Annotated in this window: 17 protein-coding genes; 3 read left to right on the forward strand and 14 right to left on the reverse strand. The window is 73.8% G+C overall.

Annotation, left to right across the window (positions count from 1 at the left end):
• Positions 1-44 precede the first annotated feature (44 nt).
• Positions 45-1445, reverse strand: a complete 1401-nt coding sequence (locus HH311_RS28095) for an NAD(P)/FAD-dependent oxidoreductase (protein ID WP_169187028.1) — start codon at positions 1443-1445, stop codon at positions 45-47.
• A 189-nt stretch (positions 1446-1634) separates the two neighbouring features.
• Entirely contained in the window at positions 1635-2120 is a 486-nt protein-coding gene (locus HH311_RS28100) for a hypothetical protein (RefSeq protein ID WP_169187029.1), read from the reverse strand.
• A gap of 98 nt (positions 2121-2218) precedes the next feature.
• Between HH311_RS28100 and HH311_RS28105 the strand changes: the two genes are divergently transcribed.
• Positions 2219-3436, forward strand: coding sequence for a LuxR C-terminal-related transcriptional regulator (locus HH311_RS28105; protein ID WP_169187030.1), 1218 nt, complete (start codon positions 2219-2221; stop codon positions 3434-3436).
• A gap of 182 nt (positions 3437-3618) precedes the next feature.
• Here HH311_RS28105 and HH311_RS28110 read toward each other — a convergent pair whose 3' ends face one another.
• From HH311_RS28110 to HH311_RS28165, 12 genes are all read right to left on the reverse strand, one after another.
• On the reverse strand, positions 3619-3813 hold the full coding sequence (locus HH311_RS28110) for a ferredoxin (RefSeq protein WP_169187031.1): 195 nt from the start codon (positions 3811-3813) through the stop codon (positions 3619-3621).
• 5 nt (positions 3814-3818) lie between these two features.
• A complete protein-coding gene (locus HH311_RS28115; protein WP_312030458.1) occupies positions 3819-5219 on the reverse strand; it encodes a cytochrome P450 in 1401 nt (466 codons plus the stop codon).
• Between the two features lie 36 nt (positions 5220-5255).
• Positions 5256-6776 (reverse strand): aldehyde dehydrogenase, encoded by a 1521-nt coding sequence (locus HH311_RS28120; RefSeq protein WP_169187032.1) that lies wholly within the window; start codon positions 6774-6776, stop codon positions 5256-5258.
• A complete protein-coding gene (locus HH311_RS28125) occupies positions 6773-7828 on the reverse strand; it encodes an alcohol dehydrogenase catalytic domain-containing protein (RefSeq protein ID WP_169187033.1) in 1056 nt (351 codons plus the stop codon). Before HH311_RS28125 ends, HH311_RS28120 begins: the two co-directional genes overlap by 4 nt.
• Positions 7829-7860: 32 nt before the next feature.
• Complete coding sequence (locus HH311_RS28130) at positions 7861-8268, reverse strand: SCP2 sterol-binding domain-containing protein (RefSeq protein ID WP_169187034.1); 408 nt, start codon at positions 8266-8268, stop codon at positions 7861-7863.
• Positions 8269-8442: 174 nt separating this feature from the next.
• Positions 8443-9294, reverse strand: a complete 852-nt coding sequence (locus tag HH311_RS28135; protein ID WP_169187035.1) for a class I SAM-dependent methyltransferase — start codon at positions 9292-9294, stop codon at positions 8443-8445.
• Positions 9291-9638, reverse strand: coding sequence for a glyoxalase/bleomycin resistance/extradiol dioxygenase family protein (locus HH311_RS28140; protein ID WP_169187036.1), 348 nt, complete (start codon positions 9636-9638; stop codon positions 9291-9293). Before HH311_RS28140 ends, HH311_RS28135 begins: the two co-directional genes overlap by 4 nt.
• Complete coding sequence (locus HH311_RS28145) at positions 9635-9799, reverse strand: ribbon-helix-helix protein, CopG family (protein WP_169187037.1); 165 nt, start codon at positions 9797-9799, stop codon at positions 9635-9637. Before HH311_RS28145 ends, HH311_RS28140 begins: the two co-directional genes overlap by 4 nt.
• Positions 9800-9997: 198 nt before the next feature.
• Positions 9998-11428, reverse strand: a complete 1431-nt coding sequence (locus tag HH311_RS28150) for a wax ester/triacylglycerol synthase family O-acyltransferase (protein ID WP_312030459.1) — start codon at positions 11426-11428, stop codon at positions 9998-10000.
• Positions 11425-12822 carry a 1-acylglycerol-3-phosphate O-acyltransferase gene (locus tag HH311_RS28155; protein ID WP_169187038.1) on the reverse strand — a complete coding sequence of 466 codons (1398 nt, stop codon included), beginning with the start codon at positions 12820-12822 and terminating at the stop codon, positions 11425-11427. Before HH311_RS28155 ends, HH311_RS28150 begins: the two co-directional genes overlap by 4 nt.
• Complete coding sequence (locus HH311_RS28160; RefSeq protein WP_211190917.1) at positions 12819-15122, reverse strand: glycerol-3-phosphate 1-O-acyltransferase; 2304 nt, start codon at positions 15120-15122, stop codon at positions 12819-12821. The genes HH311_RS28155 and HH311_RS28160 overlap by 4 nt, the downstream gene beginning before the upstream one ends.
• A gap of 4 nt (positions 15123-15126) precedes the next feature.
• Positions 15127-16689 (reverse strand): acyl-CoA synthetase, encoded by a 1563-nt coding sequence (locus tag HH311_RS28165; protein ID WP_169187039.1) that lies wholly within the window; start codon positions 16687-16689, stop codon positions 15127-15129.
• A gap of 231 nt (positions 16690-16920) precedes the next feature.
• Between HH311_RS28165 and HH311_RS32915 the strand changes: the two genes are divergently transcribed.
• Both HH311_RS32915 and HH311_RS28175 read left to right on the forward strand, forming a co-directional pair.
• The gene (locus tag HH311_RS32915; RefSeq protein WP_169187040.1) at positions 16921-17349 is read left to right on the forward strand and encodes a CBS domain-containing protein; all 429 of its coding nucleotides are present in this window, start codon (positions 16921-16923) and stop codon (positions 17347-17349) included.
• A gap of 298 nt (positions 17350-17647) precedes the next feature.
• On the forward strand, positions 17648-17904 hold a 257-nt coding region (locus HH311_RS28175), incomplete at its 3' end, for a hypothetical protein (RefSeq protein WP_211190918.1).

Raw genomic sequence — 17904 nt, forward strand, 5'->3', positions numbered from 1 at the left:
CGCCGGGACGGCTGGCCACCTGACGGCACGTTCGTCGCGGCGGCTCAGCCGGCGACCAGGGCCAGGAGCTCCTCGCGGTCGGGTCCGGGTGGCGGGTCGGGCGCCGTCCCTCGCCGCGCCTCGACGGCCGCGGCGACGTGCGGGCGCGCGAGCACCTCGTCGGGCAGCGCGAGACACATGACGGTCTCCAGGAGGGCTCGGAACACCTCGGGATCCTCCATGGCGGCGGCCAGGAAGGCGGCCTGGTCCGGATCCCGGGGCGGCACGGGGACGCCCCGGCGGAGCGCATCCATTTCCGCGACGCGGACCCGGTCTGCGCGCAGCTGGTGGTCGACGTACGGCGCGACCTGGACCTGAGCCCGGGTGGGGAACTCGCGGGCGAACTCGGCCGGCGCCCCGGCGTGCTCGGCCAGCACGTCCCGCAGCAGGTGGGCGTGCATGAGGCCGACCGAGATCCCCCGGCCCGCCGACGGGTTGGTGCAGGCCCAGGCGTCGCCGACGGTGGTGAAGCCGGTGACCACCGGCGTGCCGTCGACGACCAGCGACCGGGTCTGGTCGAGGACACCCGCGATGACCGCCACGCCGGGCTCGACCTCCGCGTCGATCCAGTGCTGTTGCAGCGGGAACCCCCGGACCACGCGGTCGAAGCAGGCCGGGTCGCGCAACGCCTTCAGGGGCTCGTCGCGCGAGCCGCAGAACACGGTGACCGACCAGGTGTCGTTGTCGGCGGGCAAAGTGAGGATGTTGACGGTGCCGTGGGGGGTGACCGCGCCGATGCGCCATTCCGGCAGCGGCCCGCGGTAGTACCGGGTGTAGTAGGCGTAGCCGCTGTCCTCCGCGACGCGCAGTGGTGGCACCGTGCCCAGGTCGGCGAGCCACGCGTCCGACGGCGTGCGACGGCCCATCGCGTCGATGACGAGATCGGCGGACCAGCGCTCGCCGCCGGCGGTGACGACGCCGTCGACGTGGGGGACCCCCGGGATCGCCGAGCTGCCGGCCGTGAGCCCCGTGACCCGCACCCCGCGGCGCACGGTGACGCCGGGCTGTTCCTCGGCGTGGGCGGCGAGGACCGCCTCGAGGACCGGGCGGCGCCCGGTGAGCATCTCCAGCCGCACGTCGCCGGACCGCGGTGCGTGGTCGGTGAGGGACGGCGGCGCGGCGTCGAGCAGGTTCAGGACCCGGAACCCGGCCGCGGCGAGCTCCGTGCTGACGCCCGGGAGATCCTCGTCGCAGAGGTGGCGGAAGCGGGGGAAGACGTTGTGCGGTTGCCGGAACTGGGCGACGCCCCGCCGGCCCCAGTCCGTCCAGGCGTCCGGGGCGGCCGGGGGCGCCGGGGCCGGGTCGGCCTCCAGGACCGCCACCCGGTGACCCTCCCGAGCCAGCATGCTCGCGACCGCCAGACCGATCGTGCCCGCACCACACACCACGACGTCGACGTCGCCCATGACACCCTCCCGCATCCCGTTCCGCAGCGTCGAGCGCCGCCACTCCCTGCTCGTCGACCACGAACGGTGACAGGTCAGGGGGACACGGCGGGCCGAAGGGGCGATTACGGTCGGACAAAGGCGGCGCGGCGGTCACACAGAGACACCGCGTCGTCGCAGGCGTTCCGGCCGGTCCTCGGCGGCCAGGCGTCAGGCGCCCGCCCGCGCGTCCTTGCGCAGGGTCCAGGTGTCCACCCGGCACTCCGGCTCACCCGGGGACGTCCGGTCGGTCCAGACCGCGACACCCGCACCAGTGACAGCCCACCCGAGCAGCTCGAAGGTGTGCCGGAGGGCCTCGTCGAGCACGTCCACCGTCGAGACGAGGGCGACGCCGCGGCGTCGGATCGACCGGGCCTCGACGTCGGCGAGCAGCCGGCGCAGCGCGGTGTGGTCGCCCAACCCGCGCGCGGTGACGACCCGGGTGTCGCCGAGCGGCGCGTGGTACCCGGCGGCCGCGGCCGCGCACACCTCGTCGGCGGTCCCGATCACGAGGACGTCGCCGTCGCCACCGGCCGCGAGGGCCTCCCCGGCCTCGACGAGGAACCGGATCCGGGCGCCCGGGGTGGCCCCGCCGAAGCGGTCGAGGTCCTCGCCCCGCAGGTCACGGACGTGCAGCACCCCGGGGACATCCATCATCGATCTCCCGTTCGAGGGCAGGGCCCCGCGCGTTCAGAGTATCGGTAAGGTGTGTTCGGCGTTACAGCTGTGGGCTGGACCTCGGCGAGGAGGACGCGATGACCGTGTCTAGCAGTGGGCGCGGGGGCACGGTGACCGATCCGGACCGGGTCGGGTCGTTGCTGCCCTCCGATCGCGAGGACGTCGTCGACCTCGTCGCCGAGGTGTCGCGCGTGACCGGGTCCGTCGCGGTCGTCGGCGCCGACACGGTGCACGACCACCGGAGCGCCCGCCGCGCCCTGGACCTGGTGTGGGACGACATCCTCTCGACGATGTCGGCGAGCCCCGCCGTCACCGCCCACGCGGTCGACCTGCTGCGGCGCGTCAAGGCGGTCGACGAGGCGCTGCTGCGGCGCGACATCGCGACGCGCAACCAGCTCTTCGGCCGGGTCCGCGAGGCGCTGTCCGCGCTCTCGGAGATCCAGTCGACGGCCGCGCTGGTGGCGACGGTCCCCGGCGTCGTCTGTGCCCTCGGGTTCGACCGCGCCTTCATCTCGCGCGTCGAGGAGTCGGTGTGGACCCCGGAGCACGTGGTCGTCGAGCGTGATCCGGCCTGGGCCGGCGAGATCCTCTCGATCGGGCGGGAGAACCCGCTGACGCTCACCGCGGCGCTCCCGGAGAGCGAGATCCTGCGTCGTCGGGTGTCGCTGGTGGTGGAGAACGTCCAGCAGCGGGAGGGCGTCCACAAGCCGATCGCCGCGGTGTCGCTGTCGCGCAGCTACGCGGCCAGCCCGATCGTCACCGGCGGCGAGGTCGTCGGGTTCCTGCACTGCGACTGCTACTACCAGCAGCGCGACCTCGACGAGACCGACCGTCAGGTGCTCGCGACCTTCGCCGAGGGCCTCGGCCAGGTGCTCGCGCGCACGCTCGTGCTCGACCAGGTCGGCGCGGTGCGCAGCGGCCTGGACGAGATCGCCGCGCGCCTGCACCCGAGCGGCTTCGGCGGCTCGATGGGCGCCGCCCTCGGTGCCCCTACGATGCCGGCGACCCCCGCGGTGCCGACGTCCCGGCCCGCCCCCGAACCCGGCTTCGGCCGCCGGACGGGCGCGCCGGTCCCGATCGCGAAGGCCGATCTCACCCGCCGCGAGCTCGAGGTCCTGCGGCACATGGCGGCGGGGGACACCAATGCCCGCACCGCCCGCCGGCTGGTCATCTCGGAGGGCACCGTCAAGTCCCACGTCAAGCACATCCTGCGCAAGCTCGGCGCCTCGAACCGCGCCGAGGCGGTGTCGCTGTGGTGGCAGATGCAGGACCGGACGGGCGGCGCGAGCGCCTGAGGGGCCGGACCCGCCCACCGCGCGAGCGAAGGGCACCCTCGCTCGGGTAGATCGGCCAGGGGCGCCCTTCACCGGAACGTCCCGCCCGCTGCCGGTGTGAGCGAAGGGCACCCTCGCTCGGGTAGATCGAGCGACGGTGCCCTTCGGTCAGAACCGGCGGGGGTCGCCCCGCCGGCGCCCGGTCAGTCGTCGACGAGGCTGAGGGCCTCCGTCGGGCACGCGGCACACGCCGCCTCGGCGGCCTCGCGCTGCTCGGAGCCGGGGTTCTCGTCCAGGACGGTCAGCGAGCCGTCGTCCTGCACCTCGAACAGATCCGGCGCCTCGGCCTCGCACATGCCCAGGCCGCTGCACTTGTCGTAGTCCACGACGATCCGCATGGTCCTCACCCCTTCTCGGGAGCCGCGGGTCGAGCTCCGCTGCGCTCCGTCTCCGGCGTGAAGCGGAACGGCATCCGCTTCACCCCGCGCATGAAGTTGGTACCCAACAGCTCCGGTTCACCCGCCTCGAAGTCCGGGATGCGGGTCAGCAGCTGCCGGAAGAGCTCCCGCAGCGCCGACTTCGCGAGCATGTTGCCCAGGCAGTAGTGGACGCCGCCGCCCCCGAAGCCGACGTGCGGGTTGGGCGAGCGCGAGAGGTCGAACCGCTCGGGCTCGGTGAACACGTCGGTGTCCTGGTTGCCCGAGGGGTAGAAGAAGACGACCTTGTCGCCCGGCAGGATCGTCTTGCCGCCGAGCTCGGTCTCCTTCACCGCGGTGCGCCGGAAGGTCATCACCGGCGAGGCGTACCGGACGAACTCCTCGACCGCAGTGTCGATGCGCCCGTCGAAGTCCTCCGCGAGCCAGCGCTGCTGATCCCGGCCGTGGGTCATCGCCCGGACCGTGAACGCGGAGGTGTGCTTGGTGGTGTCCGTGCCGGCCACCGACATGAGCACGAAGAACGCGCCGATGTCGAAGTCGTCGAGCTTCTCGCCGTCGATCTCGGCGTTCATCAGCGAGGAGAACAGGTCCTCCGTCGGGTTCTCCTTGCGGGCGTTGATGAGCTCCTCGGCGATCTCGTGCAGGGCCGCCGCGGCCTCCACCTGCACCTCGTCGGCCGGGCGGCCCGCGAGGTGCTCCGGGTCGGCCCACGCGACGATGTCGCCCGCGGCCTTCACGGTGCGGGTGCGCATGTCCTCGGGGATGCCGAACATGTCGCAGAAGATCCGCTCGGGCAGGCGCTCGCCGCACCGCTCGACGAAGTCGATCTCCCCGGAGGGGTCCGACGCGAAGGAGTCGACGATCTCCTTCGCGGCCGTGGCGATCTGGGCCTCGAGCCGGCGGACCTGCCTCGGGGTGAACGCCGACGCGACGAGCTTGCGGAGCTTGTCGTGCTTCGGGTTGTCCATCGCGAGGAACGACTGCGTCATCTGCAGGAAGATCTCGGGGAGCAGGTCGAAGAGCACGCCCTGCCCGGAGATGAACGTGTCGTTGTCCCGGCTCACCCGCACGATGTCGGCGTGCTTGACCAGGGCCCAGTAGCCCGGGTCGTCCGGGTCCGGGGTGACCGCGTCCTCCACCGGCCGCTGCCAGGAGACCGGGTCGGTCTCGCGCAGCTGCTTGAAGCGCTCGTCGCGCTCCTCGGAGGTCTGCGCCCAGAACTCCTTGGAGGAGATGTCGATCTCCGAGTGGGGCGGCTTGCCCTCGCCGCTGGCGGGGATGAACTCGACGCCGTCCTCGGCGTCGTCGTCGTCGAAGAAGGCGTCCCACTCGGGGGGTGCCTCGCTGGACGTGGCCTCGGTGGACACCGGGTGACCTCCAGGGGTGTGGTGCGGGAAGGGGGCTCAGTCGTCGGCGTGGCTGAGCAGGACGTCGTACGGGCGAGCGTCACGGCTGCCCGAGAGGTCGATGTGGATGCCCTTGACCTCGGTGAACGCGTCCAGGGCGTCGGGGCCCAGCTCGCGGCCGGTGCCGCTCTGCTTGTAGCCGCCGAAGGGCACCGCGCAGTTGATCTGGTGCGCGTCGTTGATCCACACCGAGCCGGCCCGGATGCGGTCGGCGACCTCGAGCGCCCGCTGGTTGTCGGCGCTCCACACCGACGCGGCCAGCCCGTACTCGGTGTCGTTCGCGATCGCGACGGCCTCGTCCTCGTCGTCGTAGGCGATGACCGACAGGACCGGGCCGAAGATCTCCTCCTGGGCGATGCGCATGTCGTTGCGGACGCCGGTGAAGATCGTGGGCTCGACCCAGAAGCCCCGCCGGAACCGCTCGCCGTCGGGAACGCCGCCCCCGAGCGCCACGGTCGCGCCCTCGGCCCGGCCGGACGCGATGTAGTCGAGGACGCGCTGCTGCTGCGTCGCGCTCACCAGGGGACCCATGTCGGTCTCCCAGTCACGGGTGTCGCCGAGCCGGATCGTCGACGCCCGCTCCACGAGCCGCGCCACGAACTCGTCGTGCCGGTCCCGCGGGAGGAGCAGGCGGGTCATCGACTCGCACACCTGGCCGCTGTAGAGCATGCAGCCGTAGAGCACCCCGTCGACGGTGGTCTCGAGGTCGGCGTCGTCGAGCACGACGGCGGGGGACTTGCCGCCGAGCTCCAGGGTCACCGCCTTCACCGTGCCCGACGCCAGACGCATCACCTCACGCCCGACCGCCGTCGACCCGATGAACCCGATCTTCCCGACGCCGGGGTGCGACGCCAGCCGCGAGCCCGCGTCGGCCCCGATGCCCGGGACGACGTTGAACACCCCGGGCGGCAGGCCCGCCTCGAGCGCGATCTCGGCCAGGGCGAGCGCCGAGAGCGGCGTCTTCTCGTCCGGCTTGAGCACCACGGAGTTCCCGACGGCGAGGGCGGGCGCCCACTTCCAGAGCGACAGCAGCAGCGGGAAGTTCCACGGGGCGATCGCCCCGACGACGCCGATCGGCTCGCGGCGCACCGAGCTCTGCCCGAGCGTGGGGAACGCGGCGCGGGGGCCGGGACGCTCGAACTCGTAGCGGGCGGCGAGGTCCGCGAAGTACTCCAGGTGCGGCGCGCAGTAGCCGACGTGGAAGCCGGTGGCCTGCCGGATCGTCGCCCCGTTGCCGAGGATCTCCAGCTCGACGATGTCCTCGAGGCGCTCCCCGAGCAGGGTCGACATCCGCCGCAGCACCTCGGCGCGGTGCGCCGGGGTCGCGCGCGACCAGTCGCCAACGTCGAACGCGCGCTGCGCGGCGTCGACCGCCCGGTCGATGTGCTCGGCCGTGCCGCACGCCGCCGTCGCGACGACCTCGCCGGTGGACGGGTCGACGATCTCGAGCTTCTCCTCCGTGTCCACCTTCTCCCCGCCGATGATCAGCGGGTGGTGGGTGAGTTCCGTGGTCGTCATGCCGTCGGGTCCAGGACGATCTTGGTGGCCTCGCGGGCCTCGAACATCCGGTACGCCTCGGCCGCCTCGCTCATCGGCATGCGGTGCGAGATGAACCGGCTCGGGTCGAGCTTGCCCGCCGCGATCAGCGCGAGCGTCTCGTCCATGTAGTTGATGATGTTCGCGACGCCCTGGTGGATCGTGACGCCCTTGAGGTACAGCTCGCCGAACGGCAGCTCGATCGCGTCCTCGGTGTAGACGCCGGGGATCGAGAGCGCACCGCCGGAGGCCACCAGCGAGCACGCCGAGAGCAGCGCCGACGGGTGCCCGACGGCGTCGATGACGACGTCCGCCCCGCGCCACTCGGTGAGGTCCTGGACGGCCTCGGCCGGGTCGGTCTCGGAGGCGTTCACCCCGATCGCGCCGATCGCCTCGGCCTCCGCCAGCCGCGACGGGACCTTGTCGACGACGGCGACCTGGCCCGCGCCGAGCACGTTCGCGGCCATCGCGGCGCAGAGCCCGACGGGGCCGGCGCCGACGACGGCGACGGTGTCACCGGGGCGCATCACCTTGCGGACGGCCTCGTAGCCGGTGGCCATGATGTCGCCGACGAACAGCTTGTCCTCGTCGGTGCCCCGGCCCTCGTCGTCGATCCTGCGCATCACCAGGTCGGCGTTCGGCACGACCACGTACTCGGCCTGACCGCCGGAGAGCGACCCGAAGACGATGCCGAGGCCGAAGATCCGGGTGCCGAGGCACTGGCCGGGGCGCTGCCGGCGGCAGTTGTAGCAGGCCCCGCAGCTGACGACGCAGGACGCGACGGCGCGGTCGCCCTCCTCGAACTGCGTCACCGCGGCGCCGGTCTCGACCACCGTGCCGAGGAACTCGTGGCCGAGGACCACGTCCTCCTCGAGCTCGAGGCGGCCTTCGTAGGGGTGGAGGTCGGTACCGCAGATCGCGGTCTTCTCGACCTTCAGCAGGACGTCACCGGGGTCGGTGACCGTGGGCCGCTCGACGTCGTCGACCCGGACGTCGTGCGCCTTGCGCAGCAGGACGGCGCGCATCGTCGCCATGCTCCTCTGTCCTCCCTCTCGTGCCGGGTCGCTCAGCCGGCGACCGTGGCGTCCTTCTCGGCCACCAGCTCCCGGTAGATCGGGAACAGCGGCTTCGTGAGGGGGACGAGCTTCAGAATCTTGTTGACCGGGCCCTTGGCCTTGACCTCGCCCTTGGCCAGACCGACCGCGAGGTTGTACTCGCCGCGCCAGAACTTGTCGCCGGTGTCGGCCTTCATCATCAGCGTGATGTCGGGCTTCTCCTCGGTCTCGCCGACGGTGACCTCGAGGGTGGGCTCCCGCATGACGATGTTCATCTCGGTGGCCGGGTCGGTGTAGAAGACCTTGAGGAAGATGCCCGAGGCGCGCAGCTTGGGGCCCGACTCCGGGTGGTCGTTCGCGGCGCGGAAGACCCCGCCGATGTACGTGTCGACCTCGGCCGAGTCGCTGAAGAACGCCATGGTGGTACTCCTCGCTCGCAGGGGTGTCCCGCGCCCCGGGAGGGCGGACCCCCGCTCGGGGTCGGGATCCGCGGCGTCCCTGGTCAGCGCGATGTGCCCCCATGGTCGAGGCACCACCGGGAGGCGGAACCTCCCCCGAGGGGGAGCCCCCTCCCCCCTTCGGTCCCGCGGGCTCTACTGCGTCGTGGCCAGCAGGAACTCCTCGGCGCCGGTCACGCGCAGCCCGTCGGGGCGGTCGTCGAAGTAGCGGGCGTTGACCTCCGCGGCGGTCAGGACGCGGGCCTCGCGGAAGCCGACCGAGCGGGCCCGCGCGACGATCTCGTCGGGGGCGTAGAAACTCCGGAACGGCGTCCCGGCCGCGGCGGCGCCGGCCGCGGAGAGGTCGCGGAACCTACGTTCGGCGTGGGTGAGCAGCTCCGACGGCGGCTGGAACGTCATCGCGACGGTGGAGCCGGGCGCCAGTCGGGCGAGGGCCGCGAGGGTCGCGGTGTTCGCCTCGTCGGTCAGGTACATGCTCACGCCCGTCGAGGACACGACGGCGGGGCGGCCGGCGTCGAGACCCGCCGCCAGCAGGCTGCCCCACCAGTCGCCCTCGAAGTCGGCCGGCACGAAGCGCAGTCCGGTCGGTGTCGGGAGTGCGAGCTCGGCGATCCGCCGCTGCTTCCACGCCGAGGTGCCGGGCTGGTCGACCTCGAAGACCCGGCGGTCCGGGCCGAGGTCCGGGTGGCGCAGCGCGTAGGTGTCCAGGCCGGCGCCTAGGACGACGTCCTGGGTGACGCCGGCGGCGAAGGCCTCGTCGACGAGGTCGTCGACGACGCGAGCCCGGGCGACCATCCCGGCACGCGCGCCGCGGGTGGTGTCGGGGTCCATGTCCGGACGGTCGCGCCAGTCCGGTTCCGGGTCGACCAGACGGAGGGCGAGGGAGTCGTCGAGGACGGGCGGGGCGGCGTCGACCTCGAGGTGGCGGGCGCGCCAGAGCGCGACACGGACCGCGGTGTGGTCGGGGACGGCGCCGATGCCGGTCATGGCCGGGCCGGGGCCGAGATGGTCCAGGTCCGCCCGTCGGGGTCGCGGACCGCCATCTCCCGGGTGCCCCAGTGGGTGTCCTCGAACGGTTGCGCCACCTCGAGGGCGGGGTCGGGCTCGAAGGTGTCCGCGTCGGGGATGCCGAGGACGACCCTCATCCGCGGCTCCCGGTCCTCGGGGATCTCGACGACGAACACCGTCGGACCCTCGCCGCCCCGGAACTGGCCGGAGTGGTGGTCGGTCTCGAAGTCCAGTTCGAGCCCGAGCGCGGTGAAGAACTTCGCGGTCCGCCCCCAGTTGTGGGTCTCGAGGACCACGGACCCGATCCCGTCGACAGCGCTCATGACGATTCCTCCTCGTCGCGTGGGGCCGCCGCGAGGTGGGCGCGCAGGGCCTCCGCGACCAGTGCGGACAGCGACTGCTCCGTCTCGAGGGCCCGGAACTTGACCTGCTTGATCAGCTCGACCGGCAGGTAGACGTTGAACTGCTTGACCTCGTCGGCCACGCTAGGATGCTAGCAAGCTAGGAAGGGGTCGGCCAGGGCCGGATGCGAGGATGGGCCCTTCCTGACGTCGGGTGTCAGCGACGGACCACCGCTGGCGAGCACGGCCGGTCGCCACGAGGACAAGGCGGCTCGACGATGGGGCTTTTCTGCCACTAGATGCAAGCAACGACGCTTCGCTTGCACGAAGGCCGGGGGGATTCAGCCCCGCAGCACCGGCGGCGCCGCGTCCCCGCCGAGCGCCAGCACCTCGGCGAACCCCTCGACCAGGCAGCGGCCGAACAGCTCGCGGTCGGTGATCGCGGCCGGGTCCAGGTTGGCGCCCACGCAGCAGGTGTCGCCGTGGGTGAGCATGGTGATCATCGCGGCGCACCCGGGGCGGGGGGCGTACGGGTACATCCGCTCGACCCGCGCGCCCGCGAGGTAGACCTCCTCGCGGATGCCCGGCACGTTCGACGCCTGCAGGTCGTTGCCCTTGGTCACCCCGCCGGCCACCGCGGCGATCACCGATCCGGGGAGCCGCGCGAGCAGCGGCGAGAGCAGCCCGACGTCGTCGGCGGCCGGCTCCGCGCGTCCCCGCGCCACGTCCTGCGCCACGGCCGCCATCCGCGCCCGGGGGTCCTTCTCCGCGATCCGCCCCGCAAGGCGCAGCGAGGCGATCCGGTTGCCGCCCGCGTCGTCGTCGCCCCCGCGCAGCGACACCGGGATGGCCATCCGGATCTCGTCGACGCCGCTGCCGTTCGCCTCGTGGTAGCGGCGGAACGCGCCGAGCAGGGCCGCGACGTAGGCGTCGTTCAACGACTGCCCGCACGACTTGGCCGCCGCCCGCAGGTCGGCGAAGGCGAGGTCGAGCGCGACGAAGCGCCAGTCGGGGCCGCGCCGCGCGAGCAGCGGCGAGCCCTCGGCCTTGGGGTCGCCCATCACCCGGATCGCCGAGAGCCCGAACGCGACCGCCTCGCGCGCCTTCGCGATCGGGTCGCGCAGCGCCTCGCCGGCGGCCCGCAGGACGTGGGTCGGGACGGCGGCGAGCGCCTCGGCGTCGTGCCGGACCTGCCGGCCGAGCGCGGTCCACGGCCCGGGCCCGGGCTCGTCGTCGGGGTCGGGCGCCGGCGGCTGCGGCTTGTCGGGGTCGGTCTCGCGGTGACGGTTGAGGAGGCCCGAGAACAGCTGCACGCCGCCCATGCCGTCGGTGGTCGCGTGGTGGAGCTTGAGCAGGTAGGCGGCCCGGCCGTCCGGGAGCCCCTCGACGAGCAGCGCCTCCCACGGCGGGCGGGAGCGGTCGAAGGGCGTGGTCGCCAGGTGCTCGGCCTGAGCGAGCAGCGCGGGCCACCCCTCGCCGTCGGGCAGGCGGACGCGCCGCACGTGGCGGGCGAGGTCGAAGTCCGGGTCGAGGGCCCAGACCGGCGAGCCGAGACCGAGCGGCGGCTCGACGACCCGCTTGCGGAACCGGGGCACCATGCGCGTCGCCCAGTCGTGCGCCTCGACCAGCCGCGGCCAGTCCGGGGCGCTGTCGAGCAGCGCGAAGGCGACCATCGTCGAGCGCAGCGCCGGGTCGGCCTCGGCCCGCCACATCAGCGTCTCGAACGCCGACATCTCGTCGGTGTCGGCCCAGGAGAGTCCCTCGCTGCTCACTTCTCCGCCAATCCGAGCGTCTCGAGGAACTGCCCGCGCACGTGCGCGACGTGCTCGTCGAGCGTCCCGACGCTCCAGGTGCTGGTGTCGATCGGGGGCCGGACCACTGCGCGCACGGTGCCGGGCCGGACGGTCTGGTCGTGGCGCCACTGCAGCTCGCCGGCGTTCTCCAGCACGACGGGCACCATCGGCACGCCCGCCTGCATCGCGATGTGGAACGCGCCCTTCTTGAACCGGCCCGGCCGCGGGGTGACCGACCGGGTGCCCTCCGGGGCCATGACCAGCGACGTCCCGCCGCGGACCTTGTCGACGGCGGGCTGCAGCGCCTCCTTGGCCTGGCGGGTGTTGCCCCGGTCGACGAAGGCGACGTTGGCGAGCGCGAAGAGCTGTCCGAACACCGGCGTGTAGCGGGCCTCGGCCTTGGCGACGCCGGTGAAGTCGTGGCGCAGCATCGTCATGAGGACGATGGGGTCGAGCTTGCTCTGGTGGTTGAAGACGAACACCGCGGGCCGCTGGGCCCACAGGTGCTCGGCCCCGGTGACCTCGACGTCGACCCCGGCGATCCCCAGCGCGAACTCCGAGGCGAGCGAGCCCGCAAGGTTGATCGCCTGGTGGCGGGAGCCGCGCAGCAGCCCGGCGCCGACCGCGCCCGCCGTCGCCGAGAAGAACCCGCCGTAGAAGCCGAGCGTGCCGGCGAGCGCCTCGGCGGGCGGCACGGCGCCGCGCGGGGCCACGGGCAGCGCGGGTCGCAGTCCGTCCGGCTCGCCGACGACCGTGGAGTGCCCGACGAGGTCGAGCAGCGCCCGGTCCGCGGCCGGCGCGTAGGCGAAGGCGCTCATGAGGTCGACGTCGTGCGCGTCGGCCCACGCGGCCACGGCGTCGGCGGCGGACCGCCCGGCGCACACCGGCGAGGCGATCCCGGCGACCTTCCCGTCCTCGGCCCCGACCCGGGTGACGACGACGTCGTCCGCGCCCAGCTCGGCGGCGAGCGGATCGACCTCGGCCCGCGTCGCCCGGGACACCAGCACGACGCGGTGCCCCCGGCGCAGGTGCCCGACGGCGAGGCGCCACATCTCCGGGTGCAGCCAGGACGCGGTGGTCGACCGGAACGTCCGCCGGGCCTCCTCGGCGACCTCCTCGACGGGACGGCCCCGCCGTGACCGCACGACCCCCTCGACGTCGTCCGGGGTCACCTCGGCCGGGCCCGCGACGCCGGAGCGCACCTCGCCGGCGAACCGGTCCCACCAGGACGTGGGCGGCAGGAGGGGGGCGAGCGGGCAGCCGGCGAGCAGGCCGCCGTCGACCGCGACGAACGCGGTGACCGACCCGCCCGCGGGCGCGACGGCGAGGCGTTCGGCGAGCCGCTCTTCGGCGGGGGTGCCAGGGGTGGTCACGACAAGAGCTCCTCGGTCAGCCGTTCCTCGATGCGGGCGAGCTCGACGAGCCGGTCGCGGACCTCGGCGATCTCGTCGCGGAACAGCGTGCGGGCGGCCGCGACGTCGGTGCCCGCGGTGTCGAGCAGCCCGCGGTTGTCGGCCAGGTCCAGGGCGGAGGCGTACAGCTCGGTGGACACCGAGTCGGGGCGGGTCACCCGTCCCTGCCGCAGCAGCTGCCGGCCGAGCCCCAGGCATTCCTTGCCGAACTCCTTGCGGTCCACCGGCACCTGCGGGTCCTGCCCGGCCAGGCGGCTCGCGACCACCCACTGCGCGTCGAGGAACGACCGCAGCGTCCGGGGGGCGACCAGGAACCGGGTCCGCTCGAGCAGCGCCGCGGCCGCGTCGGCGTCCTGGACGCGGTCGCGCCAGTCCGGGTCGACGAGGGCGGTCTCGGCGGCGATGTCGTCGGAGAACCGCCGCTTGGACGGGAAGAAGAACTCGAACTTGAGCAGGTCCCGCAGCGCCAGCGCGTCCTGCCAGGCGACCTCGAGCGGGTCGCTGCCCGCCGGGGCCCGCGACGCCGCGAGCAGCGCGAGCTCGACGATCGCGCGGTCGACGAAGTGGTGGATCGCGCCGTTGCGGTAGAACGCCGCGACGCGGTGGCGGCCGTCGCGGATGGACCAGACCGTCTCGTCGCCGCCGTCGTAGCGCTCGACGACCTCGCCGGTGACGAGCCGTTCCAGCGTCCGCTCGATGCCCTCGCCCCGCAGTCCCTCGCGGGGGCCCGGGCGGCCGAGCCGGTCGAGGTGGTCGAGCAGCGGGGACACCGACACCCGGATCTGGTCGAGCGTCAGCGCCCGCCCGCCGGTGCCGAGCAGCGCGAACGTCACCAGCGCCGTCGGGGTCGCCGGGGTCGCGCGGTTGATGCCGTCGCAGATCGTGAAGGCGACCTTCTCCAGCCGCGACGGCCCCTCGCCCGCCTCGGCGAGGGCCTCGCGCAGCGAGAACGGCTCACCGAAGCGCACCCGGGCCGTGCCGTGGTTGCGGGCCTGCCCGCGCACGTAGCGCGCGAGCCAGCCCAGCCCCTCGGCGGACTTGCCCGACCCGCCCTGCTCGGCGGCCATCGCGTCGAGCTCGTAGAGCCGGTCGTAGACGATCGAGGTCGGCACGAGCTGGACGTCCGGGGCGCGGTCGTCGTCGAGGGCCCGCGCCAGGTAGGACAGCAGGCCCATGCTCGGGCTGCGCAGCTTGCCGGTGCGGGACCGGCCGCCCTCGATGTACCACTCCAGGTTGAACCGCTTCGAGACCAGGTGCGCGATGTACTCGCGCAGCGCCAGCCGGTACACCGGGTCGTCGCCGGACGTGCGGCGGATGAAGACGACGCCGGCCCGCTTGCCCAGCGGCCCGATCGGCCAGAACGCCATGTTGTTGCCGCCGAGCACGGTGTTGCGCGGCAGGTCGTTCTCGCGCAGCACCTCGGCCAGCACCAGCGGGTCGGCGTAGGAGCGGTGCGTCGGCAGGAACACCAGCGGGGCGGTCCGGCTGAGCTCGCGCAGCGGCTCCACCGTCTCGGTGTCGACCTGCACGTCCCACGCCGGGGCGTGCATCGGCGCGAGCGCGGTGCGGAACGCGTCGATCGCGAGCGGGCTCTGCACCGCGGCGAGGTCGCCCAGCCGGTCCCGCATGTCGGCCAGGACGTCGTCGAAGCCGCGGTCGTGCTCGGCGGCGAGCTCGCGCAGCTTCTCGCGCACCCGGGTCGAGGCGACGATCTGGTCGACGACCATCCGCGGCACGGTGTAGTGGTCGCCGATCAGCGCCCGCTCCGCGCGCTCGCACGCGAGCACGCCGGCCCGGTGCACGAAGGCCGGCAACGGGTCCTCCCGCGCGTCCTGGTCGTGACGCCGCCGCAGGTCGGCCAGCGTCGCCGCCTCGCCCTCGACGACCCGGGCGCGGTCGGGGGCCTGGCGCGCGATCCGGCGCTGCCAGAACGCCGGGGGGCGGCGGTGCCCGAGCAGGGCCAGGAGGTCCGAGGGCTTCGGCTTCTCCGGCGGCGCGCCGGTCCCGTCGGCCCACTCGGCCGCGCGGGTCGGCGGCAGCCACGTCACGCGGACCGGCACCACCGTGGTGTCCGCGCCGGCGCCGTCCAGGGCGTCCCGGAGGTCGGCCTCGTCGAAGCACAGCGGCGCCCCGGGGTGCGTCCGGGCGGCCCAGCCGGTGAGCAGTTCCCGCTCCGGAGCGGTCCGGGCCGAGCCGAGGACGACGACGCCCCCGTCGCCCGTCACGCGGCCCGGGGTGGCCTCGTCGACACCCGCGGCCACGGCGCTACACCCCCGCCGTCAGGGAGGAGCCCTCGGTGTACCGCTTGCGCAGCTCCCCCTTGACCAGCTTCCCCGTCGCGGTGCGGGGCAGTTCCTCGGTGAAGTCGACCGTCCGCGGCGCCTTGTACCGGGCGATGGTCGCCCTGACGTGCTCGATGAGCTCGGTCGCGAGCTCGTCGGAGGGCTCGCGACCCGCGGCGAGCTGCACGACGGCCTTGACCTGCTCCCCCATCTCGCGGTCCGGGACGCCGATCACCGCGACGTCGTACACCGCGGGGTGCATCGTCAGGCAGTTCTCGATCTCCTGCGGGTAGATGTTGACCCCGCCGGAGATGATCATGAAGGCCTTGCGGTCGGTGAGGTAGAGCCAGCCGTCCTCGTCGACGTAGCCGACGTCGCCCGTCGTCGTCCAGGTCCCGTGCCGCGGGTGCGTCGCCTCGTCGGTCTTCTCGGCGTCGTGGTGGTACTCGAACGGCCGCTCCGGGCGCTCGAAGTAGATCGTGCCGATCTCGCCGGTGCCGAGCTCGCGGCCGTCGTCGTCGGGGTCGCAGACGTGGATCGTGCCGAGCTTGGCCTGCCCCACGGACCCCGGGTGCTCGAGCCACTCCTCCGGCCCGATCAGCGTGATCCCGTTGGCCTCGGTGGAGGAGTAGTACTCCCAGAGCACCGGGCCCCACCAGTCCATCATCGACTGCTTGACGTCGACCGGGCACGGCGCCGCCGCGTGGATCGCGATCTCCATGGTGGAGACGTCGTAGGAGGCGCGGACCGACTCGTCGAGCTTGAGCATCCGCACGAACATCGTCGGGACCCATTGCGAGTGCGTCACGCCGTGCTCGCTGATGATGCGCAGGGCGTCCTGCGCCTCGAAGCCGGCCGAGAGCACGAGCGTCCCTCCGGTCGCGAGCACCATCCCGCCGAAGCGCAGCGGCGCGGCGTGGTAGGTCGGGGCGGGCGAGTAGTAGACGACGTGCTCGTCGAAGCCGAACAGCGGACCGAAGACCGCCAGCATCATGTCGCCGGGCTCGTGGACCTGCCGGTCGGGCAGCGCGGGCTGGATGCCCTTCGGCCGGCCGGTGGTGCCCGAGGAGTAGAGCATGTCGACGCCCGCCGGCTGGTCGGCCGGCTCCTCGGCGCTCGCGGCGGCGACGGCGTCGTCGTAGGAGTCGTGGCCGGCGACGGTGCCGCCGAACGCCAGCCGGCGGCGGACCTTCGGGGTCCCGTCGACGACGGCCTCGGCGAGGTCGGCCTTGTCCGCCGAGACGATCAGGACCTCGGCCCCGCAGTCGTCGACGATGTAGGCGGCCTCGGGCGCCGAGAGGTGGTGGTTGACCGCCGTGATGTAGAGCCCGGAGCGGACCGCGGCCCAGTAGGTGACGAACACGTCCGGGCTGTTGGTCGCGATGAGCGCGACGTGGCCGCCCCGGACCAGCCCCTCGTCCCGCAGCACGTGGGCGAGCCGGACGGAGCGCTCCTCGAGCTCGGCGTAGGTGAGCGACTCCCCCGTGTCGGCCATGACGACGGCGGGCTTGTCCGGGGTCTTCCGGGCGAAGTTTCCGGGGTACACGCGGTGGGTCCTCGCTCCAGCTCGGGGGGTCGGCTGCCGACGGGATGGTTACCCACGCCACACCGGAATCACCTCGTCCGGCGAGGGTGGGTTCGTGCCCCCTTCGGACTCCCCCGCTCGGGGGCCCGACGACGGCGGGTGCCGGCGACCACGTCGGATCCGCCACGACGACGTCGCGCGCGCGTCGCGCCCGTGCGATCGTGACGGGGGACGTCGAGGGAGGGCAGCACCGTGGACTCCGTCGCCGACGCCGCGCTCGCCCGGCCCAAGGTCCTCTCGGCCGCCGCGAGCGTCGGCGAGGCCCGAGCGGCACTGGCCGACGACCACGTGCACGCGATGCCGGTCGTCGAGGCCGGGGTGCTCCTCGCGGTCGTGGAGCGCGGGGACCTCGAGGGCGTGCCCGACCCCACCCCCGCGGCGCTCGTCGGCCGGCTCGCCGGGCGCACGGTCTCGCCGTCGGCCGACCTGGCCACGACGTGGGCCGGCATGGCCGCCGACGGCCGCCGGCGGCTCGCGGTGGTCGACGACGACGGCCGGCTCGTCGGGCTCCTCTGCCTCAAGCGGCACGGGCGCGGCTTCTGCTCCGCGGCCGACGTCGCCGCCCGGGAGGCGGACCGCCGGTCGGCCTCGGGGGCGGCCGGCGCGGGGGCCGCGCCCTAGGCGTGCCGGTCGGGGATGGCACGCGTCACACCCCTCCGCCGGATCGCGGCCCGAATGCTCCGTCCGCTGCTGCCATGTTGGCCCACTCGGAGCACTCAAGGTGCGCACGGTGGGGACGCTTTGTCCGGTTCACCCTGCCCCTCGTCTCCCGCCGGGAGCAGCTGGAGTCTCTCGACCGGTGGAATCCCGCAACTCCGTGCGCACCGTCCGACGCACCCCGTCGTTGAGACGGTCACATCCCCCGACGGGTGCACAGGCACCGCGTCCCGCTCCCCCGCCCTGCAGTGGAGGTCCGTCCGTGTCCCTCTCCGCACGCTCCCGTGCTCTGACGATCGGCGTCCTCGCCGCTGCTGCCGCGTCGCCGGCCACGGCGTTCGCGTCGCCGGCTCCGGCTGCCGCTCCGGCTGCCGCTCCCGCCGCCGCCCAGCCGGCCGCGGCCCAGCCCGCTGCGGCCCAGCCGGCCGCGGCCCAGCCCGCCGCCGCCCAGCCCGCCGCCGCGCAGCCGGCCTACGCCCAGCCCGCCGCCGCGCAGCCCGCCTACGCCCAGCCGGCCAC

Source organism: Actinomycetospora sp. TBRC 11914, from assembly GCF_012933465.1.
Classification (GTDB): Bacteria; Actinomycetota; Actinomycetes; order Mycobacteriales; family Pseudonocardiaceae; genus Actinomycetospora.

Excerpts from the sequence above, each read along its gene's own strand:
- HH311_RS28095 (WP_169187028.1), bottom strand. The coding sequence starts at position 1,445 with ATGGGCGACGTCGACGTCGTGGTGTGTGGTGCGGGCACGATCGGTCTG.
- HH311_RS28100 (WP_169187029.1), bottom strand. The coding sequence starts at position 2,120 with ATGATGGATGTCCCCGGGGTGCTGCACGTCCGTGACCTGCGGGGCGAG.
- HH311_RS28105 (WP_169187030.1), top strand. The coding sequence starts at position 2,219 with ATGACCGTGTCTAGCAGTGGGCGCGGGGGCACGGTGACCGATCCGGAC.
- HH311_RS28110 (WP_169187031.1), bottom strand. The coding sequence starts at position 3,813 with ATGCGGATCGTCGTGGACTACGACAAGTGCAGCGGCCTGGGCATGTGC.
- HH311_RS28120 (WP_169187032.1), bottom strand. The coding sequence starts at position 6,776 with ATGACGACCACGGAACTCACCCACCACCCGCTGATCATCGGCGGGGAG.
- HH311_RS28125 (WP_169187033.1), bottom strand. The coding sequence starts at position 7,828 with ATGGCGACGATGCGCGCCGTCCTGCTGCGCAAGGCGCACGACGTCCGG.
- HH311_RS28130 (WP_169187034.1), bottom strand. The coding sequence starts at position 8,268 with ATGGCGTTCTTCAGCGACTCGGCCGAGGTCGACACGTACATCGGCGGG.
- HH311_RS28135 (WP_169187035.1), bottom strand. The coding sequence starts at position 9,294 with ATGACCGGCATCGGCGCCGTCCCCGACCACACCGCGGTCCGTGTCGCG.
- HH311_RS28140 (WP_169187036.1), bottom strand. The coding sequence starts at position 9,638 with ATGAGCGCTGTCGACGGGATCGGGTCCGTGGTCCTCGAGACCCACAAC.